Origin of the sequence: Brevundimonas sp., from assembly GCF_051858995.1 — a bacterium.
Taxonomy (GTDB): Bacteria; Pseudomonadota; Alphaproteobacteria; order Caulobacterales; family Caulobacteraceae; genus Brevundimonas.
This window is the reverse complement of the sequence record NZ_JBHYGN010000011.1, coordinates 101,020-121,690: the sequence shown is the minus strand read 5'-3', so window position 1 is coordinate 121,690 and position 20,671 is coordinate 101,020. Positions and strand designations below refer to the sequence as shown.

The 20,671-nt window shown below is 68.7% G+C and carries 24 protein-coding genes; 9 read left to right on the top strand and 15 right to left on the bottom strand.

The genetic code is table 11. The annotated features are described in order from the left end of the window. Nucleotides 1-6 precede the first annotated feature (6 nt). From ACTIEF_RS12875 to ACTIEF_RS12860, 4 genes are all read left to right on the top strand, one after another. Entirely contained in the window at nucleotides 7-507 is a 501-nt protein-coding gene (locus ACTIEF_RS12875) for a SixA phosphatase family protein (protein ID WP_439472540.1), read from the top strand. After that, nucleotides 504-860 (top strand): DUF952 domain-containing protein, encoded by a 357-nt coding sequence (locus ACTIEF_RS12870; RefSeq protein ID WP_439472539.1) that lies wholly within the window; start codon nucleotides 504-506, stop codon nucleotides 858-860. The genes ACTIEF_RS12875 and ACTIEF_RS12870 overlap by 4 nt, the downstream gene beginning before the upstream one ends. After that, a complete protein-coding gene (locus tag ACTIEF_RS12865; protein WP_439472538.1) occupies nucleotides 851-1,888 on the top strand; it encodes a quinone-dependent dihydroorotate dehydrogenase in 1,038 nt (345 codons plus the stop codon). The genes ACTIEF_RS12870 and ACTIEF_RS12865 overlap by 10 nt, the downstream gene beginning before the upstream one ends. A 65-nt stretch (nucleotides 1,889-1,953) precedes the next feature. Further along, nucleotides 1,954-3,906, top strand: coding sequence for an ATP-binding protein (locus tag ACTIEF_RS12860; protein ID WP_439472537.1), 1,953 nt, complete (start codon nucleotides 1,954-1,956; stop codon nucleotides 3,904-3,906). On the opposite strand, the gene ACTIEF_RS12855 is transcribed toward ACTIEF_RS12860, so the two are convergent. Further along, nucleotides 3,867-4,310 (bottom strand): very short patch repair endonuclease, encoded by a 444-nt coding sequence (locus ACTIEF_RS12855; protein WP_439472536.1) that lies wholly within the window; start codon nucleotides 4,308-4,310, stop codon nucleotides 3,867-3,869. The two genes, ACTIEF_RS12860 and ACTIEF_RS12855, sit on opposite strands and share 40 nt — an antisense overlap. 141 nt (nucleotides 4,311-4,451) lie before the next feature. After that, nucleotides 4,452-4,937, bottom strand: a complete 486-nt coding sequence (locus ACTIEF_RS12850) for a peroxiredoxin (protein WP_439472535.1) — start codon at nucleotides 4,935-4,937, stop codon at nucleotides 4,452-4,454. A 128-nt stretch (nucleotides 4,938-5,065) separates the two neighbouring features. Between ACTIEF_RS12850 and ACTIEF_RS12845 the strand changes: the two genes are divergently transcribed. After that, nucleotides 5,066-5,635, top strand: coding sequence for a YqgE/AlgH family protein (locus ACTIEF_RS12845; protein ID WP_439472534.1), 570 nt, complete (start codon nucleotides 5,066-5,068; stop codon nucleotides 5,633-5,635). Here the strand turns inward: ACTIEF_RS12845 and ACTIEF_RS12840 are convergent. From ACTIEF_RS12840 to coxB, 12 genes are all read right to left on the bottom strand, one after another. Further along, on the bottom strand, nucleotides 5,612-5,989 hold the full coding sequence (locus ACTIEF_RS12840; protein ID WP_439472533.1) for a hypothetical protein: 378 nt from the start codon (nucleotides 5,987-5,989) through the stop codon (nucleotides 5,612-5,614). The genes ACTIEF_RS12845 and ACTIEF_RS12840 overlap by 24 nt on opposite strands. Next, complete coding sequence (locus ACTIEF_RS12835; protein ID WP_439472532.1) at nucleotides 5,986-7,653, bottom strand: putative bifunctional diguanylate cyclase/phosphodiesterase; 1,668 nt, start codon at nucleotides 7,651-7,653, stop codon at nucleotides 5,986-5,988. The genes ACTIEF_RS12840 and ACTIEF_RS12835 overlap by 4 nt, the downstream gene beginning before the upstream one ends. Nucleotides 7,654-7,679: 26 nt before the next feature. After that, nucleotides 7,680-8,270, bottom strand: coding sequence for a GNAT family N-acetyltransferase (locus tag ACTIEF_RS12830; RefSeq protein ID WP_439472531.1), 591 nt, complete (start codon nucleotides 8,268-8,270; stop codon nucleotides 7,680-7,682). Nucleotides 8,271-8,294: 24 nt separating this feature from the next. Then, complete coding sequence (locus ACTIEF_RS12825; RefSeq protein ID WP_439472530.1) at nucleotides 8,295-9,506, bottom strand: M16 family metallopeptidase; 1,212 nt, start codon at nucleotides 9,504-9,506, stop codon at nucleotides 8,295-8,297. Nucleotides 9,507-9,553: 47 nt separating this feature from the next. After that, nucleotides 9,554-10,282 carry an SURF1 family protein gene (locus ACTIEF_RS12820; protein ID WP_439472529.1) on the bottom strand — a complete coding sequence of 243 codons (729 nt, stop codon included), beginning with the start codon at nucleotides 10,280-10,282 and terminating at the stop codon, nucleotides 9,554-9,556. Further along, the gene (locus ACTIEF_RS12815) at nucleotides 10,275-10,658 is read right to left on the bottom strand and encodes a DUF983 domain-containing protein (protein WP_439472528.1); all 384 of its coding nucleotides are present in this window, start codon (nucleotides 10,656-10,658) and stop codon (nucleotides 10,275-10,277) included. Before ACTIEF_RS12815 ends, ACTIEF_RS12820 begins: the two co-directional genes overlap by 8 nt. Before the next feature lie 24 nt (nucleotides 10,659-10,682). Further along, on the bottom strand, nucleotides 10,683-11,591 hold the full coding sequence (locus tag ACTIEF_RS12810) for a cytochrome c oxidase subunit 3 (RefSeq protein WP_439472527.1): 909 nt from the start codon (nucleotides 11,589-11,591) through the stop codon (nucleotides 10,683-10,685). A gap of 51 nt (nucleotides 11,592-11,642) precedes the next feature. Beyond that, nucleotides 11,643-12,221, bottom strand: a complete 579-nt coding sequence (locus ACTIEF_RS12805; RefSeq protein WP_439472526.1) for a cytochrome c oxidase assembly protein — start codon at nucleotides 12,219-12,221, stop codon at nucleotides 11,643-11,645. Continuing rightward, complete coding sequence (locus ACTIEF_RS12800; RefSeq protein WP_439472525.1) at nucleotides 12,218-12,397, bottom strand: hypothetical protein; 180 nt, start codon at nucleotides 12,395-12,397, stop codon at nucleotides 12,218-12,220. The genes ACTIEF_RS12805 and ACTIEF_RS12800 overlap by 4 nt, the downstream gene beginning before the upstream one ends. Nucleotides 12,398-12,401: 4 nt before the next feature. Continuing rightward, entirely contained in the window at nucleotides 12,402-13,364 is a 963-nt protein-coding gene (locus tag ACTIEF_RS12795) for a heme o synthase (RefSeq protein ID WP_439472524.1), read from the bottom strand. Between the two features lie 71 nt (nucleotides 13,365-13,435). After that, nucleotides 13,436-15,100 carry a cytochrome c oxidase subunit I gene (gene ctaD, locus ACTIEF_RS12790; RefSeq protein ID WP_439472523.1) on the bottom strand — a complete coding sequence of 555 codons (1,665 nt, stop codon included), beginning with the start codon at nucleotides 15,098-15,100 and terminating at the stop codon, nucleotides 13,436-13,438. Between the two features lie 23 nt (nucleotides 15,101-15,123). After that, nucleotides 15,124-16,125 (bottom strand): cytochrome c oxidase subunit II, encoded by a 1,002-nt coding sequence (gene coxB, locus ACTIEF_RS12785; protein ID WP_439472522.1) that lies wholly within the window; start codon nucleotides 16,123-16,125, stop codon nucleotides 15,124-15,126. 245 nt (nucleotides 16,126-16,370) lie between these two features. Here coxB and ACTIEF_RS12780 point away from each other — a divergent pair, with 245 nt between their 5' ends. Genes ACTIEF_RS12780 through tldD form a run of 4 tightly spaced genes read left to right on the top strand, consistent with a single transcriptional unit; the run spans nucleotide 16,371 to nucleotide 19,574 of the window. Beyond that, on the top strand, nucleotides 16,371-16,736 hold the full coding sequence (locus ACTIEF_RS12780; RefSeq protein ID WP_439472521.1) for a PadR family transcriptional regulator: 366 nt from the start codon (nucleotides 16,371-16,373) through the stop codon (nucleotides 16,734-16,736). Continuing rightward, nucleotides 16,733-17,311 (top strand): DUF1700 domain-containing protein, encoded by a 579-nt coding sequence (locus ACTIEF_RS12775; protein ID WP_439472520.1) that lies wholly within the window; start codon nucleotides 16,733-16,735, stop codon nucleotides 17,309-17,311. The genes ACTIEF_RS12780 and ACTIEF_RS12775 overlap by 4 nt, the downstream gene beginning before the upstream one ends. A 14-nt stretch (nucleotides 17,312-17,325) precedes the next feature. Continuing rightward, nucleotides 17,326-18,102, top strand: coding sequence for a GIN domain-containing protein (locus tag ACTIEF_RS12770; RefSeq protein ID WP_439472519.1), 777 nt, complete (start codon nucleotides 17,326-17,328; stop codon nucleotides 18,100-18,102). A 41-nt stretch (nucleotides 18,103-18,143) separates the two neighbouring features. After that, the gene (gene tldD / locus ACTIEF_RS12765; RefSeq protein ID WP_439472518.1) at nucleotides 18,144-19,574 is read left to right on the top strand and encodes a metalloprotease TldD; all 1,431 of its coding nucleotides are present in this window, start codon (nucleotides 18,144-18,146) and stop codon (nucleotides 19,572-19,574) included. Between the two features lie 83 nt (nucleotides 19,575-19,657). On the opposite strand, the gene ACTIEF_RS12760 is transcribed toward tldD, so the two are convergent. After that, a complete protein-coding gene (locus ACTIEF_RS12760; RefSeq protein ID WP_439472517.1) occupies nucleotides 19,658-20,620 on the bottom strand; it encodes a TraB/GumN family protein in 963 nt (320 codons plus the stop codon). Nucleotides 20,621-20,671 lie beyond the last annotated feature (51 nt).

Below are 20,671 nucleotides of genomic sequence, written 5' to 3'. Positions count from 1 at the left end.
CGGGCCATGCAGCGATTGATCCTCATGCGCCACGCCGAGGCGGAACGGGCGAGCGGTTCCGGCCGTGACCGCGACCGCGATCTGTCGGCGCGAGGGAAGAGCGACGCCGCCCTGATGGGGCGGGCGCTGGCGGCCCGGGGCGTGCGCCCCGACCTGGCGCTGGTCTCGCCCGCCAGCCGCACCCGCCAGACCTGGGATCTGGTCCATGACGCCATGGGCGACGTCGAGGTGCGCGAGGACGAGCCCCTGTACAACGGCTCCGCCGACACCCTGCGCCGCGCCATCGAGGCGGTCGAGGACGAGGCGGGCTGCCTGCTGGTGCTGGCGCACAATCCGGGCGTCCACCTGCTGGCCGTCGAATATCTGATCGAGAGCGCCGCCTCGCCGTCCGTGCTGGACCGGATGAGCGGCGGCTTCCCCCCGGGGTCCGCGGCCCTGTTCACCGTCGATGTAGCCGGGCGCTGCACCTTCGAGGGCTATCTGCAGCCGCGGGACATCGCCGAGTGACCGACATCGCCTTCAAGCTGGTGGATCGGGCCGAGTGGGAACTGGCCCGGCTGGACGGCGCCTATGCCGGGTCCGACGTCGATCTGGAGGACGGCTACATCCACATGTCGAGCACGGCCCAGTTGGCCGAGACGGCGCGCCGCCACTACGCCGGGCGCGGCGATCTGCTGCTGATCGAGGTGGATTTGACGGGTCTGGGCGAGGCGCTGAAGTGGGAGGCGTCGCGCGGCGGTGATCTGTTCCCGCACCTGTTCGCCCCCCTGCCCGTCTCCGCCGCCCGGTCGGAACGCGCCCTGTCGGTGGATGAGGACGGGGTGATGCGGTTCGAGGATGGAGTGATCGGATGGGGCTGACCGACTTGGGCGCGGCCCTGCTGCGGACCCTCGACCCGGAGGCCGCCCACCAGCTGGCCATCAAGGCCCTGCAGTTCACCCCTCTGCCGACGCCCGGCGCCGATGACCCGGTGCTGCACACCCGGCTGGCCGGGCTGGACCTGCCCAACCCCGTCGGACTGGCCGCCGGTCTGGACAAGAACGGCGAGGCCCTGCACGGGCTGGCCAGGCTGGGCTTCGGCTTCGTGGAGTGCGGCTCGGTCACCCCGCTGGCCCAGCCGGGCAATCCCAAGCCCCGCCTGTTCCGCCTGAGCGAGGACCGGGCGATCATCAACCGGATGGGCTTCAACAACGCCGGGCTGGAGGCCTTCGCGGGCCGTCTGGCGGACCGCCCGAAGACGGCGGTGATCGGAGCCAATCTGGGGGCCAACAAGGACACCGAGGACAAGGCGGCGGACTATGTCAAAGGCCTGATCCGGCTGAAGGGTCTGGCGGACTACGTCACCGTCAACGTCTCCTCGCCCAATACGCCGGGCCTGCGCGCCCTGCAGGGCCGGGCGGCGCTGGACGACCTGCTGGGCCGTCTGGCGGCGGCGCGCGGGGATGATCCGACGCCCGTCTTCCTCAAGATCGCCCCCGACCTGACCGCCGACGAGATCGGCATGATCGTCGAGGCCAGTCTGGACCACGGTCTGGACGCCCTGATCGTCTCCAACACCACGCTGGACCGGCCCGAGAGCCTGCGTTCGGCGGACAGGGGCGAGGCGGGCGGTTTGTCGGGCGCGCCGCTGCGGGCGCGGGCGCTGGACGCCCTGCGCGCCGCCGCCGACGCCTCGGCCGGCAAGCTGCCGCTGATCGCGGTCGGCGGCATCGATTCCGGGGCCGAGGCCTGGGCCCGCATCCGCGCGGGCGCCGCGGCGATCCAGGTCTATTCGGCCCTGATTTACGAGGGGCCCGGACTGATTTCCCGCATCAAGCGCGAGCTGGCCGAACGGCTGCGCGCGGAAGGCTTTTCCGCCGTCTCCGAGGCCGTCGGAACGGGCCGTTGACGGACCGTTAGGGCAGACGAGTCATGGTGTCGGGAAGGGCGAATGCGCCCACTCCCGGGGAGACCATGGCGACCACTGACGCCACCAGCACCACGCCTGCCGTCGACCCCTGGGTCGGCGCGATCCGCCAGCGGCGCAAGGCGCTGCTGCAGCGGCTCGGCATGGCCGCGGCCAGCGCCCTGGTGTTCAGCCCCCTGATCGGCTGGGACGTCGCCGCCGGATGGGTGCTGGGCTATTTCCTGATCCAGGCTCTGGACCTGTGGGCTTTCGCTCCGGTCGTCGGCGGTCGCGCCGAGAAGCTGACCGGTTTTCGCGCCCTGATGGGCGACGTGCTGCTGTTCCTGAACGCCAGCTATTTCGGCAGCCTGTCGATACCGCTGTGGCTGGTCGGCGGCCCCATGGGCGGCGTCTGCGCGGCCATGCTGCTGTCGGCGGGCGCCATTTACTCGATGATCAATGCGCCGCGGTCCCGGCGCGTCCTCGTGCTGACGGTCCTGCCGCAGTTCCTGTACCTGACCTCCATCCCCTTCTTCATGGCCCTGTTCGGCGGCTCGACGGGCTTCGTCACCGCCGCCGCCATCGCGGTCGGCGTCTTCATCACCTACTGCCTGTCGACCTGGCAGCGGATGAACGAGGCCCGGACCGCCGAGAGCGCCGCCCGCGTCGAGGCCGAGCAGAAGCGCATGGACGCCGTGCGCATCATGGAGGGCCGCAGCGCCTTCCTGGCCACCGTGGGCCACGACCTGCGCACCCCGATCAGCGCCATCCTGACCGGCGCGGCCGAGCTGGAGCGCGGCGCCGGCGACGGCTCCTCGCGCGCCCAGGCCCGCCTGATCAACGACGCCGGCCTGATGATGAAGGCCCTGCTGGACGACCTGCTGGACCACGCCAAGCTGGAAGCCGGGCACATGACCGTGGACGCGGTCGACTTCGACCTGCGCGACCTGCTGAACCAGACCGTCCGCCTGTGGCGCGGCCCCGTCCGGGCCAAGGGCGTGAAGTTCCGCGTCGAGGGCGCCTCGACCATGCCGTCCTCGGTGCGCGGCGACCCGATGCGCCTGCGTCAGGTGCTGAACAACCTGATCTCCAATGCGGTGAAGTTCACCAGCACGGGCGCCATCACCATCCGCCTGAACGGCTGGATGGAAGAGCCCGGCGGCCACGCCATCCTGATCGAGGTGGCCGACACGGGCCCCGGCATGACCGCCGCCCAGGTGGCCCGCCTGTTCACTCCGTTCGACCAGACCATGGACGGCGTCAGCGCCCGCCACGGCGGCACGGGCCTGGGCCTGTCGATCAGCAAGCAGCTGGCGGACCTGATGGGCGGTCGACTGACCGCGCGCAGCCGCCCCGGCGAAGGCGCCCGCTTCACCCTGGCCCTGCGCCTGCAGCCGGGCGAGATGACCGAGGCGGTCACCCCCGGACTGGATCAGGAAAGCCGCGACGCCGTCGCCCGCGTGCTGGCGAACCGCCAGACCCCGGCCGTAGCGCCGCAGGTTCTGGAAGCGGCCCGCCCGGCTCCCACGCCCGCCGCCACATCCGCCCCTGTCGTAGAGCCGGTTCCCGAGCCGGTCGCCGAAGAGGCCTATGACGAGGAAGACGAAGGCCGTCCGATGCGGGTGCTGGTGGTCGATGACCACGACATCAACCGCCGCGCCATCCAGCTGATCCTGCAGCCGCTGGGCTGCGACATCGCCACCGCCGCCGACGGCATGGCGGCTCTGAAGATCTGCGAGCAGACCGCCTTCGACCTCATCTTCATGGACGTGCGGATGCCTGAGCTGGACGGTCGCGAGACCACCAAGCGCATCCGGGCGGGCAACGGTCCGAACGCCGACGTGCCGGTCATCGCCGTGACCGCCGACACGGCGCCGGAAGACATCGCGGCCTGCACCGCGGCGGGCATGACCTATTTCGTGCCCAAGCCGATCACCCCGCCGATGCTGCTGGGCGCCATCACCCATGTGATGACCATGGCTCAGGACGCGCCGGAGGAAAGGGCGACCGCGGTCGCCTGACCCCGCACAGCACCCAGAAGGCGATCGGCGAAATCGGGCGCCTTCATCGCGCATTCCCAGACGGTGACCACCCGCCAGCCGGAGGCCAGCAGCGCCTCCGCATTGGCCGCGTCGCGGGCGCGGTTGCGGTCGATCTTGGCGGTCCAGTAGTCGGCGTTGGCCTTGGGCTGTCGCGACCCGCGCGGGCAGTGGTGGCCATGCCAGAAACAGCCGTGGACAAGGACCACGGTCCGTCGCCCCTTCATCACGACATCCGGCTTTCCGGGCAGTCCGGCGCCGCCGAGGCGGTAGCCGATCCCGGCCGTGCGCAGAATGCGGCGCACGGCCAGTTCAGGCGTGGTGTCCTTCCCCTTCACGCGCCGCATGACCGCGCTGCGTTTCTCAGGGGTGAAGACGTCGGTCATTTCCTCCCCCGTCGGGGGAGGTGGCGCGGCGCGGCTTCGCGCCGTGACGGAGGGGTGGCGAAGCTGCCGCCGACACCCCTCCACCATCCGCAGCCTCCGGCTTCGGACGGTCCCCCTCCCCCGTTGGGGGAGGAACTCATATCAGAGCTGCGCCAGCAGGTGCTCGGCCGACGAGACCTTGAACTCGCCGCCCTGCTCGATGTTCAGCTGCTCGACGACGCCGTCCTTGACCAGCATCGAATAGCGCTGCGAGCGCTCGCCCATGCCGAAGCCCTTGGCGTCCAGCGTCAGGCCGATCTGCCGGGTGAAGTCGCCGTTGCCGTCGGCCAGCATCAGGATGTCTTCCTTGCCGATGCCCTGGCTGTCGGCCCAGGCGCCCATGACGAAGGCGTCGTTCACCGAGACGCAGGCGATGGTGTCCACGCCCTTGCCGGCGAGGGCTTCGCGGTTGTCCTTGAAGCCCGGCAGGTGGCGGGCCGAGCAGGTCGGGGTGAAGGCGCCCGGAACAGCGAACAGGGCCACGGTCTTGCCCGCGAAGATATCGTCGGTGGTGACCGGCTTGGGACCATCGTCGGTGGCGCGGGTCAGGGTGGCCGAGGGGATGCGATCGCCGATCTGGACGGTCATGGAGAGGCTCCGAGAAGGAAGGATGAGGATCAAACTCCCGGACCAGATAGGCGTTGCCGCGACCCGCGCCAACACCTGCGTCGTCCCGCATCCTTGCGTCCTCCGGCCCGCGTACCGATGATAAGGACATGGACGACTTCCAATCCCTCGTCGGGCGGCTGCTGGTGGCCATGCCGGGCATCAGTGACGAGCGCTTCGAGCATGCCGTGATCCTGGTCTGCGCCCACGGGCCGGACCATGCGATGGGCCTGCGGCTGGACCGACCCGCGCCGGGCGTGGACCTGAAGGCGGTGCTGGACAAGCTGGACACGCCAGCCCCGGACTCGGCCTCGACCCGCAAGGTGCTGGTGGGCGGTCCGGTCGAGCGCGAGCGCGGCTTTGTCCTGCACACCGACGACTGGATGGTCGAGGACGCCTCCATGCCCTTCGGCGAGGGGCTGGCCATGACCGGCACGCGCGAGGCGCTGGCGGCGATGGTTGATCCCTTCCACGGCCCGCGCAAGTCAGTGCTGATGCTGGGCTATGCGGGCTGGGGCGACGGCCAGCTGGAGGATGAGCTGGGCGAGAACGTCTGGCTGACCGCCGAGGCCGATCCGGCCCTGATCTTCGACACCGACTATGAAGGCAAGTGGAGCCGGGCGCTGGCGACCCTGGGGGTCGATCCGGCCTGGCTGTCAGGGCGGAGCGGAAGGGCCTGAGCTCAGGACCTCCCGACAGGTCTCGAGCATCCGGTATTCATACGGCGTCTGGAGACCGACCCAGTAGGGCGCCACCTCGACCACCTCTTCCATGAAGGGGAGCCGTGAGGAGCGCGTCCTGACCGCGACCAGGCCTTCATCGCGGTCGATGATGGCGCACCAGAGCGTGGAGCGCCTGCCCCCCGAGGGGGCTTTCACCATCTTCGTCATCGCCGCCCCGCCCGCGACGTTCGCCACGGCGCCTTCCGCGAGTTTCCGTTCCGCATAGGGGCTGTAGAAAACGTTCGCTCCGGCGACGGCGAGGATCAGAAGGATCGTCGCGATCAGCTGGACCGGCCTGGACGGCGCTTTCACGCCGACCGCTGCTTGATCGGCGCCGTGCCGTCGGCGAGGGACTCGTTCAAATAGACCTCGGCCTCCTGCGCCGGCAGGGCCTGGGCATAGCCGAAGCCCTGACCGTAGTGGCACTGGGCGTCGAGCAGGAGCTTGGCGAGGCTGGCGTTCTCGACGCCCTCGGCGACGACTTCCAGCGACAGGTCACGGCCCAGATTGACGACCGATTTGACGATCTTGGCCGAGCCCTCGTCCTTGTCCATCGTCAGAACGAAGTAGCGGTCGATCTTCAGCGTATCGAACGGCAGCTTCGCCAAGTAGCTGAGCGACGAGAAGCCGGTGCCGAAGTCGTCCAGCGCCAGCGAGGCGCCCACGTCACGCAGCTTCTTCAGGGTCTCGGCGGCGCGCGTGGTGTCACGCATGATGTCGCCTTCGGTGACCTCCAGCTTCAGCGCGCCCTTGGGCAGCTCCGCCTCGCTGATGATGCGGGCGACGTCCTCAACCAGATTGGGTCGCTCGATCTCGCCGACCGACAGGTTCACGCTGCAGAACAGCTTGCCCGCCGACGGGTGCCGCGCCAGCCATTCGGCCAGCTGACGCGCCGAGGCGCGCATCATCAGCAGCCCCAGGTCGTTCATCAGGCCCATCTCGTCGGCCAGGCCCAGGAACTCGTCCGGCGGGACCATGCCGCGCTTGGGGTGACGCCAGCGGGCCAGGGCCTCGAAGCCCGCCACAGCGCCGGTGTTGAGGTTCACGATGGGCTGGTAGAAGGGCTCGATCTCGCCACGCACGAAGGCGTTGCGCAGGTCGGCCTCCAGCGCCAACCGGGACAGGCTGTCGCTCTCCAGAGCGCGGCCATAGGCGGCGATGCCGCCGCGCCCGGCGGTCTTGGCCTGCTCCACCGCCAGTTCGACCCGGCGCAACAGTTCAGCGGGATCGGCGGCGTCAGGACCGCCCTCGACCGTCACGGCCCCGATGGAGACAGTCGGATAGATGTCGAAGCCCGCGATGCGCAGCGGCTGCTCCAGCGCCTCACGCAGGCGCTCGGCCGCGGCTCCGACGCCGCGGGGGGCCAGAATGGCGAACTCGTCCTCGCCGATGCGGGCGGCGCTGGAATCATGCGGGAAGGCGGCGTTCAGGCGCGAGCCCAGCGCGGCCAGCACCAGATCGGCCCGCTCATGCCCCAGCGCTTCGTTCAGGCGGCGCAGGCGGTCCACATCGGCCACGACCAACTCGTACTCGCCCATCTGGGTCAGGGTCTCGCCCACCCGCGACAGGAAGGTGCGGCGGTCCAGCAGGCCGGTCAGCTGATCCCGGTGGGAGGCGGCGAACTTGGTCTCCAGCGCCACCACGCCCGCGGCGCGCAGGCCGTCTTCCAGCCAGACGCCGCGCCAGATGCAGGTCTCGGCGTCGCGCATGCGCAGCCGAACGGCGACCTCGGTCCCCTCCTCCTGCGGCTTGAGGATCTTTTCGGCCAGCGCCCGGTCCTGCGGGATGGCCACGGCGGTGAAGGCGGCGCCGGAGCATTCGGGGGCCAGCGGGCCCAGCCCGAGGGCGCGCGTCGCGCCCGTGAAACGCATCTGGTCCTCGGCGGGGGTCCAGATCCACAGCGCGGAATCAGCCGCGGCCAGCGCCTCGATGGCGGTGGTCGCGTCCCAGGCCAGACTTCTGGAGCGAGTGTTCACGCGCCGCGGTTCTCCGGTGCACGGCGTCAGCCGGCGCGTCCGGCCCCGTCATTCACGCAGCCGAACAGGAGATGATCTGCCCAACCGCCGTTAATTTTGAGATAAGCCCGCGCCCGGCCCTCGAGTTCAAAGCCGGACTTCTCCAGCACCCGGCGCGAGGCCGCATTATGGGGCACGCAGGCCGCCTCCACCCGGTGCAGGTGCAACTCCTTGAAAGCGAACCCGACAATCGCCCGCACGGCCTCGGTGGCGAGGCCCTGACCCGCGAAGCGGCTGGCGATCCAGTAGCCGATGGTCCCGGTCTCGGCGACGCCGCGACGGACGTTCGACAGGGTCACCGCGCCTACCAGGGTGCGGCCATGGTCGATGAAGATGAAGAAGGGCCAGGCGTTCCCGGCCTCCAGCTCGCGCTGATAGATCGACAGACGTCGCTTGAAGGCGGCGCGGGTCAGGTCGTCCTCGGGCCAGGTCGGCTCCCACGGCTGGAGATAGGCGTAGGACTCCTGCCGCAGGATCGCCCAGGCCTCGTGATCGGACTGGCGCGGCGAGCGCAGGATGACGCCCCGGCCCTCCACCACGGGCCCGCCCGCGTCACTGATCCAATCCAGAAGCGCCATGATCCCAGACTAGTCCCGTCGTGCTCAGCCGAACAGGGCGTCGCGGAAGGCCGCGCCCGCCGGAGCCGCCGCCTTGGGTCCCAGGACCGCCGTGGCGGCCAGACCGGGCGCAAGGCAGGCCGCCGCCGCCATGCGCACGTCCTCGGCCGTCTGGGCCAGCGTCCGGTCGGCCATGGCCTGAGAGGCGATGGGCGCGCCAAAGATCAGCACCTGGGCCGCTGCCCGGCCCGCGCGCGACGCGGGGCTTTCGTCCGACATCCACAGGCCCGCGTTCAGCACCGCCTTGGCGCGGGACAGTTCGGCGGCGGTCGGACCGGTCTCGGCCAGAGACTTCAGCTCGGCGGCGCAGACCTGGGCCAGCTCCACCGCCCGGTCCGCCGAGGCGCCGGAGTAGATGCCGAGGATGCCCGCATCCTCATAGGGCTCATGATAGGCGTCGATGGCGTAGGCCAGACCGCGCTCCTCGCGGGCGCTCTGGAACAGGCGCGAGGCCATGCCGCCGCCCAGGATTTCACTCATCAGCCGGGTCGCCGCATAGGACGGATCGACCGCGGAGGGCGCGGGCAGCTGGAAGACGATATTGGCCTGTTCGATGCGGCGGGTCAGGGCCGCGTCGCCCCCGGTGAAGCGCGGAACGTCCGGCTGCTCGGCCGGGGTCGCGACCTGATCGCCGAACCAGCGCTCGGCCAGGGCCAGCAGTTCGGCCTCATCCACCGCGCCGGAGGCTGACACCACCATCCGGTCCGGCGAATACAGCCGCGCCCGCCAGGCGCCGATCGAGACGCGATCCAGCGGCTTCAGGCTGGCCACGGAGCCGAGGATCGGACGCCCCAGCGGCTGGCCCGCGAAGGCCTTCGTCTGGGCCATTTCGAAGACGTGGTCGTCGGGGGTGTCGAAGGCTTCGGCGATCTCCTGCGCGACCACGTCCTTCTCGCGGATGATCTCGGCGGGATCCAGGGTCGGGCGGAAGACCAGGTCCGACAGCACCTGCATGGCCAGCGGCAGGGAGCCTTCCAGCGCCCGGATCTCGAAGCTGGTGCGCTCATAACCGGTGGCGGCGTTTATCGAGCCGCCCTCGGCCTCGATCCGCTCGACGATCTCGCGCGCGCCCATGTCGCCCGCGCCCTTGAACACCAGATGCTCAAGGCAGTGGGACCAGCCGGAGGTGGCCTCGCTCTCCCACTTGGCCCCGCCGCGCACGGCGACCGTCAGGGCGAGGGTGCGCAGCCCGGGCATGGGATCACAGACGACGCGGACGCCGTTGGAGAGGGTGTGTAGGGTGGTCAGGTCGAGCTCTTTTCAGACGTCGGGGCGCCGGTCCGGCGCCGAAGCAGCGCCACGTAGGTGCCCACGAGCGCCAGCGCCAGCCCGAACCACGTCAGCGCATAGCCGAGATGGTTGTTCGAGAAGGCCGCCGGCGGAGCGGAGGGCTGCAGGGCGGGCCAGTCCGGATTGGAGGAGGTGGTGGCGTAGAGAGTGCGCGCATCGACCGGTCCGGTCACCCCCAGCGCGCGGGCCATGGCGGCCGTATCGCGGGCGTAGAAATGCAGGCCGCTGGGCGGCGGAGCCATGGCTCCGGGCGGCGGCGTATGGCGCAGTTCGACCGTCAGCCCCGTCGGCATGTCGGACGCCGTCACCGGCGGGCGAGCCGAAATGCTCTCGGAGACGAAGCCCCGGTCGATCATGAAGGTCGTCGCCTGTCCTTCAGGACGACAGGCCGACACCAGACGCACCCCGACCTCGGCCTCCTGAATCGTCTGCAGTTCGACGAAGGGCGCGGTCGCCAGCCCGGGGCAGATGATGGTCGCCTTGCGGAACTCGGGGTCAGCGGCGGTCAGGACCACGGCCAAGGGCGCGGGCGGCGCCTTGGCGGCCGCCTCGGCCTCCGCGATCAGGGCTTCTTTCCACTGCAGACGCTGCACCTGCCAGGTCCCAAGGCCGCACAGCAGGATCAGGGCGACGCCGGTGGCGACCGTCAGGCCCCAGGGGAAGCGTGCGCGCGTCTCAGACATGATCGTGCTGTCCAGCCTTGTTGCGCATCTGCAGGGCGATCATCACCCCCTTGCCCGGCCGCATCAGCCCGATGGACAGCCCCGCCACCAGCGGCAGGGAGACCAGCAGCAGGAGCCAGATCGGCGGGTTCCAGGCGATCATGACGGCCAGGGCGCTGAACACCACCAGCCCGCCCGCGATCTGCATGATGAAGATGGCCGCGCCGTCGCCCGTGTTGAGGCGGCTGTAGTCGAAACCGCAGGCCTCGCACCGGTCCACGACCTTGAGGAAGCCCGCATAGAGCGGTCCCTGCCCGCAGTTGGGGCAGCGACAAAGCAGACCGGCGCGGATCGGGTCGATCCGCGCCGGCGCAGGGTCTTTGGTTTCAACGTCCATTCGTCATCCCGGCGAAAGCCGGGATCAACCGAAGACGACGTAGACGAAGGCGAACAGGAACAGCCACACCACGTCGACGAAGTGCCAGTACCAGGCGGCGGCTTCGAAGCCGAAATGCTTCTCGGCGGTGAACTGACCGGCCAGCAGACGCAGCAGGCAGACGATCAGGAACAGGGTGCCGATCAGGACGTGGAAGCCGTGGAAGCCCGTCGCCATGAAGAAGATCGAACCGTACAGGCCCGAGTTGATGGCCTCGTCGTTGAAGAACAGGTTCTCGTGGATGATGTGGTGATATTCGTAGGCCTGAACGGCGGTGAACAGCACGCCGAGAGCGATGGTGATGCCCAGGCCGATCTTGGTGGCCTTGCGGTCACCCTGCGCGATGGCGTGGTGAGCCCAGGTCACGGTCGTGCCCGACAGCAGCAGGATGATGGTGTTCAGCAGGGGCAGCTGCCAGGCGTCCAGGGTCTCGATGCCCTTCGGCGGCCAGGTCGACCAGGCCTTGGCGGTGTCGGCCCAGGTGCCGATTTCCGGAATGTGAGCGCGCGCTTCGTTGAAGAGCGTCATCTCGAAGAACATCCAGAAGAAGCCGGCGAAGAACATCACTTCCGAAGCGATGAACAGCAGCATGCCGTAGCGCAGGCCGATCTGGACGACCGGGGTGTGATCACCGGCGCGGCTTTCCTTGACCACGTCGGCCCACCAGCAGCCGGCGGCCAGCAGCACGCCCGCCAGACCGGCGAAGAACAGGGCCTTGTCGCCCTTGGCCAGCAGGGCGCCGGCGACAGCGCCGGAGTCCGCCGGAACCAGACCCTTCATCCAGACGACCGCGCCGATCATCATGATCGTGACGGCGATCGAGGACACCAGCGGCCAGGGGCTCGGGTTGACCAGGTGATAGTCGTGATGCGGGGTCGCGTGGGCGTCGGCCATCTGTATCTCTTGAACGGTCGAGAGTCGTATTGAGGCAGGCTATAGCCGCCGTTATCCAGCCGCGCCAGAGCCTTGCGGCGTAGTTTGGGCGCCGTTTGCGGCCTGCTGGAAGCTGGCGGTCGGATAGAAGGTGTAGCTGAGGGTGATTTCGGTCACGCCCCGGCTCTCGCGATCCGTCGCCATTTCCGGGGCCACGAAGTACTGGACCGGGAATTTCATCGTCTGGCCGGGCTGGATGATCTGCTCGTCGAAGCAGAAGCACTGCAGCTTCTGGAAATAGGGTCCGGCCCGCTCCGGCACGACGTTGTAGGCGGCCTTGGCGCTGATCGGCTTGTCCGAGGTGTTGGTCACGTCGAAGAAGGCGACGCCGGTTTCACCGATGCGGACGCGCTGGCTGACCTGCTCGGCCCGGAAGGTCATCGGCAGGTCGCGGACATTGGTGTCGAAGCGGACCAGAACCGTCTCGTCCAGTTGCACGTCCGGGGCCTTGTCGGCCTTTTTGACCGTGCCGTCGAAGCCGGTCACCTGACAGAACATCCGGTACAGGGGCACCGCCGCGAACGAGGCGCCGGTCATGCCCATCACGCCCAGCACGCAGGCGATGGCGACGGCGTTCCGCGACATCTTCATTGGGCGTACCCGACCGGCTGGCCGGCGGCCAGGGCCGCCTCGCGGGCGTCGAGGTTGCGCTTCAGGTTCAGGACGGTGACGCCGAACACCAGGACGATGAAGGCGACCAGCGCCCCGGCGATGGCCAGGTTGCGCTTCTTGCGGGCGGTGAGTTCTTCGGGGGTCAGACGACGCATGGGCTTACAGTCCCGGGGTTAGGCTCTCGACCAGAAGGGCCGCGAACAGAGCCATCAGATACAGGATCGAGAAGGCGAAGAGATTGCGCGCCGGTTTGGCCTCGGCGCGGACGTCGTACAATGCGGCCTCTCGCCCCACGGCCTCGGCCTTGTCGGGCTGGTCGCCCGCGCGCGAGCGCCACAGGCGCACGGCCAGCAGCAGGAAGCCCAGCCCGCCGACGATGGAGACGATGCGGTAGATCAGCCCGCCCATGCCGGTGAAGCCCGGCGCGATGGCCGCGGGCAGGAAGATCAGGGTGTAGATCAGGATTTGCAGCCGGGTGCTCTTGGCGCCCCGGGCCACCGGCATCATCGGAATGCCCGCCTTGGCGTAGTCGCCCGCCGAATACAGGGCCAGGGCCCAGCTGTGCGGCGGGGTCCACAGGAAGATGATCAGGAACAGCAGCCAGGCCTGCCACGGCGCCGAACCGGTCGCCGCCGCCCAGCCGATCACCGGCGGCAGGGCGCCCGCCGCGCCGCCGATGACGATGTTCTGGGGCGTCCGGCGCTTGAGCAGCAGGGTGTAGAAGACGGCGTAGTAGAGGATGGTCAGCAGCAGCAGGCCGCCCGCCAGCCAGTTGGTCGCCATGCCCAGCAGCATGACCGAGAAGATCGACAGGATGACCCCGAAGGCCATGGCGTCGTTCTTGCGGACGCGACCGGCGGCGACGGGGCGGCCGCGTGTGCGGCGCATCAGAGCGTCCGTCTCGCCTTCCAGCGCCATGTTCAGGGCGCCCGCCGCGCCCGCGCCGACGGCGATGCACAGCACGGCGATGGCCGACGAAATCCAGTCCAGACGCCCTCCGGCCACGATCAGGCCGGTGACGGCGGTGAAGATGACCAGCGACATCACGCGCGGCTTGAGCAGCTGGAAGAAGTCTTCCGGCTGGGCCGTGGAGATGGCGGACGGGGCTGCGGGTTCGGTCATCGGGCTTCTTAACGGTTGAGGGCCGCCCCTGTGAAGGAGCGGCCCCCGATTACTGTCCGGCCAGGCCGGTCTTAGTGGTCGTCGCTCTTGACCACCGGCAGTTCGTTGAACTGGTGGTGCGGAGGCGGCGAGGACAGGGTCCATTCCAGCGTCGTGGCGCCTTCGCCCCACGGGTTGGCTTCACCCTTGCGACGACGAATCGCGGCTTCCAGCAGCATCACCAGGAAGACGGCGACGCCGATGACCGTGATCAGGTAGCCGATCGACGAGACGTGGTTCCACAGGGTGTAGGCGTCCGGATAGTCGATGTAGCGGCGCGGCATGCCCTGCAGACCGAGGAAGTGCTGCGGGAAGAACACCAGGTTCACGCCCACGAACATGATCCAGAAGTGCAGGCAGCCCAGGAACTCGTTGTACTTCACGCCGAACATCTTCTCGAACCAGTAGTAGAACCCGGCGAAGATGGCGAAGACGGCGCCCAGCGACAGCACATAGTGGAAGTGGGCCACGACGTAGTAGGTGTCGTGCAGGCTGTAGTCGATGCCGGCGTTCGACAGGACCACGCCGGTCACGCCGCCGACGGTGAACAGGAAGATGAAGCCGATGGCCCACAGCATGGGCGTCTTGAAGCTGATCGACCCGCCCCACATCGTCGCGATCCACGAGAAGATCTTAACGCCGGTGGGCACCGCGATGATCATGGTCGCGGCCACGAAGTAGGCGCGCAGGTTCACCGACATGCCGACGGTATACATGTGGTGCGCCCACACGATGAAGCCGATGAAGCCGATGGCGACCATGGCGTAGGCCATGGCGAGGTAGCCGAAGACGGGCTTCTTCGAGAAGGTCGAGACGATGTGCGAGATGATGCCGAAGCCCGGCAGGATCAGGATGTACACCTCGGGGTGGCCGAAGAACCAGAACAGGTGCTGGAACATGACGGGGTCGCCGCCGCCGGCCGGATTGAAGAAGCTGGTGCCGAAGTTGCGGTCAGCCAGCAGCATGGTGATGGCGCCCGCCAGAACCGGCAGCGACAGCAGCAGCAGGAAGGCGGTGATCAGCACCGACCAGGCGAACAGCGGCATGCGGTGCAGGGTCATGCCCGGCGCGCGCATGTTGAAGATGGTGGTGATGAAGTTGATCGCGCCGAGGATCGACGAGGCGCCCGCGACGTGCAGCGAGAAGATCGCCAGATCCATCGCCGGTCCGGTGTGACCCGAGGTCGAGAGCGGCGGATAGATCGTCCAGCCGCCGCCGAAGCCCTGGCCCGGTCCGCCGTCGACGAACAGCGAGGCGCACAGCAGCACCCAGGCGGCGACCAGCAGCCAGAACGAGATGTTGTTCATGCGCGGGAAGGCCATGTCCGGCGCGCCGATCATGATCGGAACGAACCAGTTGCCGAAGCCGCCGATCATGGCGGGCATGACCATGAAGAAGATCATGATCAGGGCGTGGGCCGTGACGGTGACGTTGTAGCCGTGCTTGGACGCTTCAACGAGGCCCAGTTGCTCGATCAGGCCGCCCGGCACGAAATACTGGATGCCCGGGGCGGCCAGTTCGAGACGGATCAGGCCGGACAGGGCGCCGCCCACGATCCCCGCCATGATGGCGAAGATCAGGTACAGGGTTCCGATGTCCTTGTGGTTGGTCGACAGGAACCAGCGGGTGAAGAAACCCGGCTTGTGGTCGTGATGCCCGTCGTGGTCGTGGGCGAGATTTTCGGCTGCGGTGGCCATGTCTTTGGGGCTCTCGCGTATCGTTAGTGGGCGGCCGGGGCGGCGGGAGCCGCGACCGGGGCCGGCGTGGCCGCGGCGGGCGCGGCGGGAGCGGGAACGGCGACAGCGCCGTCAGCGACGGTGGGGGCGCCGGTGGTGCCGGCGGCGGCCTGGGCGACGGTGCCGCCCGGAGCTTCAGCCGCCGTCTTCGGCGTCATCGAGCCGCCCTTGGAGGCGACCCAGGCTTCGAACTCGGCCTGGCTGACGACGTGGATCTCGATCGGCATGAAGGCGTGGTCGACGCCGCACAGTTCAGAGCACTGGCCGTAGAAGACGCCGGTGCGGTCAGCGCGGAACCAGGTCTCGTTCACACGGCCCGGGACGGCGTCGATCTTCAGACCGAAGGCCGGCAGGGCGAAGGCGTGGATCACGTCAGCGGCGGTGACCAGAACGCGGACGGTCTTGCCGACCGGCACGACGATCGGCTCGTCAGCGGCCAGGCGGTACAGGTCGTGCGACATGCCGCGACGGGCGATCTCTTCTTCCGGCAGCATGTTCGAGACGTACTCGGCGATGCCCTGGTCCGGATATTCGTAGGCCCAGTTCCACTGGTTGCCGGTCGCCTTGATGGTCAGGTCCGGCGTCGGCATGTCGTGGTAGGCGAACAGCAGGCGGAACGAGAACAGCGAGATGCCCACCAGGATCAGCACCGGTACGACGGTCCAGATGACCTCGATCAGGGTGTTGTGGCTCCACTTGGCGGGAACCGGGTTGGACTTCTTGTTGTAGCGGATGACGATCCAGACCAGCAGACCCAGCACCAGGACCACGATCAGGGTGATGATCGGCAGCAGGATGAAGTCGTGGAAGACGTGCGCCTCCACCTTCAGCGGCGAGGCCGCCGGCTGCAGGCCAATACCGCCCGGCGTCGGTTGACCCATCCGGTCACTTCCCGAAGCCAAGGCCGGCGTGGCGCTGAAAACGGCCAGGCCGAGAGCGGTGAGACCACCGCCGATCAGCGCCCGGGCCCGCGTGCCCATCCCCATGCGAGACATCCTCATAAAACCGTTTCTTCGCAATCATTTGCGAGTGAATCGCAAACAGACGCCGCGGACGCGTTGGTCACGGCGAGACTTCGGGCGGTCCATATCGCCCCCTCCCCCGCTTGCCAAGCGTCCCGACAAATCCGCGACCATCGGGCGTCGGATTAAATCGCAGTCATGTTTCGCCAGCTACCTTGCGCCGCAAGATACCTTGCAGTACCCCATCAAACATCACAGGAGACGTTGATGTGCCTGAAACCATAGAGATCCAGTTGAAGAAGGGGGTGCTGACGCTGTGCGTCCTCGCCCTGCTGAACCGCCGCGAGAGCTATGCCTATGAGATCGCGTCCACCCTCTCGGACGCCATCGATATGGGCGAGGGGACCATCTACCCGCTGATGCGGCGGATGCAGTCCGACGGCCAGGTCGAGACCTATCTGGTCGAATCGCCCTCGGGCCCGTCCCGCAAATACTATCGTCTGACCGATGCCGGTCGTCGGGCCCTCGAGGCCCAGCGGTCCGAGTGGCGAGGCTTCGTCCGCGCGGTCGAGACCCTTCTCGACGATGCGGGCCAACCCGCCGCCGAATCCGCTGAACAGGGAGCTGAACAATGACCCGCGCCGAATTCATGGCCCGGTTGAGACAGGGGCTGGTGGGCCTTCCGATGTCCACCGCCGCCGAGATCGCCGCTGACTACGACCTGCACTTCACCGACGGCGCCGCCGCCGGGCGTAGCGAGGCCGAAATCGCCGCGGCGCTGGGCGACCCCTCCCGTCTGGCCCGCGAACTGCGCGCCGAGGCCGGAGCCCGTCGCTGGTCACAGGAGCAGAACCCTTCGGCCGCCGCCGGCGCCGTCTTCGGCCTGCTGGGGCTGGGCGCGCTGGACATCATCATCATCCTGCCGCTGGTCCTGCCGATCTTCGGCACGGTTCTGGCCTTCCTCGTCACGGGAATCATCGTCTTCGTCACCGGCGGCATCATCGCCGTGGTCGTGCCCTTCGTGGGCGGGCCGGGCGGACCGATCGCCGGAGTGCTGCTCGGCGTGGGCCTGATGGGCCTGGGCCTCTTCATGGGCGGCCTGATGGCGATCCTGACCAAATGGCTGATCGACGCCACCGTCTGGTACGCACGCCTGCACTACCGCGTGCTGAAGCCGGCGCTTGAGCCGCAACCCGCTTACCAGGCCTGAGGGAGGAACCTGACATGATGCGCAATCTTCTCGTCATCACCGGCGTCGGCTTCATCCTCGCCATCGCCGGTCTCGGCGGCGCCGCCGCCATGGTCGGCAACGACATCCGGAATCACGACTGGACCTGGGTCGTCACCGACGACTCTCCCGGCGACAACAGCTTCCGGCTCGAGCGCGGCGAGGTCCAGCCGGACGTCACCCGCGACATCGCCTGGACCGGCGGCGACAGCCTGTCCATCGATGTGCCCGGCGACGTCACCTATGTGCAGGGCGATCAGGCCAGCGTGCGGATCACCGGTCCCAAGGATATCGTCGACAGCATCCGGTTCACCGAGGGTCGCCTGACCATGACCCGCGATGACCGCCCCGACCGCGGCTACGTCCGGTGGACCGGCAGCGGCATCCGCGTGTGGAGCGAATCCGAGGCCCTGAAGATCGTCGTCACCGCCCCGTCGGTGAAGACCTTCGAAATGGGCGACAACGGTCTGCTGCGGATCCGCGACTACGACCAGCCTGACCTGACTCTGACCCTTCAGGGTGAGGCCGGGGTCGAGGTTGAGGGCCGGACCGACGCCGTCTCCGTGACGGTGAACGGCGACGGCGATGCGGAGCTGGACCGGCTGATCGTGGCGCGGGCGACCGTGGCCGTTCCGGGCCGGGGCGACGTTCGCGTCGGACCGACCGAGCGCGCCGACATCGACATCTCGGGCCGGGGCGATGTCCGCCTGACCCGCAACCCGGCCCAGGTGAACCAGGTCATCACCGGCTGGGGTGAAGTCGAGATGGACTGAGCCATGGTGACGCGGGGACGGTCAGCCCCTACTTAAGGCCCATGACCGTCCCCGTTTCCCCGCCCGCCATCCTCGACAGCGCCGAGGTCGGCGCCGACGAAGCCCTCTCGATCCTTCAGGACGCCCTGACCGGAGCCGACGACGGCGAACTGTTCCTCGAGCGATCCGAATCGGAGTCGCTCGTTTTCGACGACGGCCGCCTGAAGTCCGCGGCCTATGACGCCGCCGAAGGCTTCGGCCTGCGCGTCGTCGCCGGCGAGACCGCCGGATACGCCCACGCCAACGAGATCAGCGGCCCCGCCCTCCGCCGCGCCGCCGACAGCGCCGCCCTGGCCAAGTCCGGCTATGCGGGCGTCGCCGCCCAAGCCCCGCGGGCGACCAATCGCAAGCTCTATGACGAGGTCGATCCCCTCGCCTCGCCCGCGTTCTCCGACAAGATCGCCCTGCTGGCCGAAATCGACGCCTGGGCCCGCGCCCGTGATCCGCGCGTGGTGCAGGTCTCGGCCTCGCTGGTCGGCGAGCACCGCCAGATCGAGATCCTGCGTGGCGACGGCCGCCAGATGCGCGACATGCGCCCGCTGGTGCGCCTGAACGTCTCCGTCACCGTGGAGAAGGACGGTCGCCGCGAGAGCGCCTCCTCCGGCGCCGGCGGCCGCGCGGGCTTCGAGGAATGGATCGCCCCCGACCGCTGGCAGGGTCAGGTCGATGAAGCCCTGCGCCAGGCGCTGGTGAACCTTGAGGCCGTCGACTGCCCCGCGGGCGAAATGGACGTGGTCCTCGGCGCCGGCTGGCCCGGCGTGCTGCTGCACGAGGCCATCGGCCACGGCTTCGAGGGCGACTTCCACCGTAAGGGCTCGTCGGTCTTCACCGGCATGATGGGCAAGCGCGTCGCCGCGCCGGGCGTGACCGTGGTCGATGACGGCTCCATCGCCGGTCGTCGCGGCTCCCTGACCATCGACGACGAGGGCACGCCCACCAACCGCACCGTCCTCATCGAGGACGGCATCATGGTCGGGCTGATGCACGACCGCCTGTCGGCCCGCCAGCTGGGCGCCAAGGCCACCGGCAACGGCCGTCGTCAGTCCTTCGCCCACATGCCCATGCCGCGCATGACCAACACCTTCATGGAAGGCGGCAAGGATTCGAAGGCCGACATGATCGCCTCGACCAAGCGCGGCCTCTACGCCGCGAACTTCGGCGGCGGCCAGGTCGATATCACCAACGGCAAGTTCGTCTTCCAGTGCACCGAGGCCTACCTCATCGAGGACGGCAAGATCACCGCCCCGGTGCGCGGCGCCACCCTGATCGGCGACGGCGCCACGGCCCTGACGCAGGTGCAGATGATCGGCGACGACTTCGCCTTCGACCCCGGCGTCGGCGTCTGCGGCAAGGCCGGCCAGGGCGTCCCCGTCGGCATCGGCCAGCCCTCGCTCAAGATCGGCGGCCTGACGGTGGGCGGGACGGCGGTCTGAGGCAGGAATTAGGGCTTGGGGCGTAGGAATTAGGGAGAACGCTCCCGCCTAATTCCTAACTCCTGATTTCTACGCCCTCCCCCTCACTTCCACTCCGGCCCGACCACCTCGAACCCACGGGCGACGAGGCTGTCCAGAACGCCGCCCTCTTCGGCCAGCAGGCGGATCGGGGCCACGCCCATGGTCGTGCCGGGCGAGATCATCGCCGTCTCCACCGCCGCCGCCCATTGCTGGTGCAGTTGCGGCGCCAGGTCGGGGTCGCCCCACGGCCAGCAGACATTCAGCGCCTGTTCGATCGGCGAGTTGACGACGTCCGGCACGCGGAAGGCGCGCCAGTCGATGGCCCGGTCGCGGGATGATTCCGGCCCCGCCTCGGCGGCGGCGATGGCGCGCTCGGCGCAGCGAACGTGGACGGTCTGCGGCGCATTGATCAGGCTGTCGACCAGCTCGTCGCCCCGCACCGTGCCGACCGGGCGCATGTCGATGCGGGCGCGACGGCCCGCGCGACGCACCACGTCCACCGCGTCCGGCGCGTCCCGCCCGGCGCCGAAGCCCGCCTTGTCCTGCATCAGGTCGATGCTGGTGAACAACAGGCTCTGGCCGCGCCAGGTCTGGCTGCGCTCGCCCGCCATCAGGGCCTCGAGCCGCGCCTGATACTCAGGCGACAGATAGTCCGCCGTGGTCTGGCCCTGCGGCATCCGCCCGATGGTCCGCGCGCGCCAGATGACGCGCAGGATGTCGCTGAAGGACGCCCGGCCTTCCTGCGGCAACAGGATCAGATCCGCCTTGGCCGTGGCCTGCTCCAGCGCATCCGGACGCCAGGTGACGTCGCGCGGAATGGCGCGGATCGAGCCGACCAGGATCAGGGTCGAGTCGCCCCGGGTGATCGTCCACATCGGCGCGCCCGACCGGCGAGCCAGCACCACGACCTCATCCAGTTCGATAGCGTCCTGCGCCGCCGCATTGGGCGGAGTCTGGGCCAGTACCGGCGAGGCGGCCGGAGCAAACGCCAGGAGGATCGAAGCGAAGACAGCGACGGATTTCACGGACGAGCCCATTTAACTTGAGTGATCACAGTATAGTCGAGACAAGATCAG

What these genes read in the sequence shown, in the direction of transcription:
- ACTIEF_RS12800 (WP_439472525.1), bottom strand. Translation starts at nt 12,397, where the DNA reads ATGCGTCGTCTGACCCCCGAAGAACTCACCGCCCGCAAGAAGCGCAAC.
- ACTIEF_RS12805 (WP_439472526.1), bottom strand. Translation starts at nt 12,221, where the DNA reads ATGAAGATGTCGCGGAACGCCGTCGCCATCGCCTGCGTGCTGGGCGTG.
- ACTIEF_RS12845 (WP_439472534.1), top strand. Translation starts at nt 5,066, where the DNA reads ATGGACGACTTCCAATCCCTCGTCGGGCGGCTGCTGGTGGCCATGCCG.
- ACTIEF_RS12875 (WP_439472540.1), top strand. Translation starts at nt 7, where the DNA reads ATGCAGCGATTGATCCTCATGCGCCACGCCGAGGCGGAACGGGCGAGC.
- ACTIEF_RS12775 (WP_439472520.1), top strand. Translation starts at nt 16,733, where the DNA reads ATGACCCGCGCCGAATTCATGGCCCGGTTGAGACAGGGGCTGGTGGGC.
- ACTIEF_RS12825 (WP_439472530.1), bottom strand. Translation starts at nt 9,506, where the DNA reads ATGCCCGGGCTGCGCACCCTCGCCCTGACGGTCGCCGTGCGCGGCGGG.
- ACTIEF_RS12820 (WP_439472529.1), bottom strand. Translation starts at nt 10,282, where the DNA reads ATGTCTGAGACGCGCGCACGCTTCCCCTGGGGCCTGACGGTCGCCACC.
- ACTIEF_RS12850 (WP_439472535.1), bottom strand. Translation starts at nt 4,937, where the DNA reads ATGACCGTCCAGATCGGCGATCGCATCCCCTCGGCCACCCTGACCCGC.
- ACTIEF_RS12830 (WP_439472531.1), bottom strand. Translation starts at nt 8,270, where the DNA reads ATGGCGCTTCTGGATTGGATCAGTGACGCGGGCGGGCCCGTGGTGGAG.
- ctaD (WP_439472523.1), bottom strand. Translation starts at nt 15,100, where the DNA reads ATGGCCACCGCAGCCGAAAATCTCGCCCACGACCACGACGGGCATCAC.
- tldD (WP_439472518.1), top strand. Translation starts at nt 18,144, where the DNA reads ATGACCGTCCCCGTTTCCCCGCCCGCCATCCTCGACAGCGCCGAGGTC.
- ACTIEF_RS12865 (WP_439472538.1), top strand. Translation starts at nt 851, where the DNA reads ATGGGGCTGACCGACTTGGGCGCGGCCCTGCTGCGGACCCTCGACCCG.
- ACTIEF_RS12770 (WP_439472519.1), top strand. Translation starts at nt 17,326, where the DNA reads ATGATGCGCAATCTTCTCGTCATCACCGGCGTCGGCTTCATCCTCGCC.
- ACTIEF_RS12810 (WP_439472527.1), bottom strand. Translation starts at nt 11,591, where the DNA reads ATGGCCGACGCCCACGCGACCCCGCATCACGACTATCACCTGGTCAAC.
- coxB (WP_439472522.1), bottom strand. Translation starts at nt 16,125, where the DNA reads ATGGGGATGGGCACGCGGGCCCGGGCGCTGATCGGCGGTGGTCTCACC.
- ACTIEF_RS12815 (WP_439472528.1), bottom strand. Translation starts at nt 10,658, where the DNA reads ATGGACGTTGAAACCAAAGACCCTGCGCCGGCGCGGATCGACCCGATC.
- ACTIEF_RS12855 (WP_439472536.1), bottom strand. Translation starts at nt 4,310, where the DNA reads ATGACCGACGTCTTCACCCCTGAGAAACGCAGCGCGGTCATGCGGCGC.
- ACTIEF_RS12795 (WP_439472524.1), bottom strand. Translation starts at nt 13,364, where the DNA reads ATGACCGAACCCGCAGCCCCGTCCGCCATCTCCACGGCCCAGCCGGAA.
- ACTIEF_RS12860 (WP_439472537.1), top strand. Translation starts at nt 1,954, where the DNA reads ATGGCGACCACTGACGCCACCAGCACCACGCCTGCCGTCGACCCCTGG.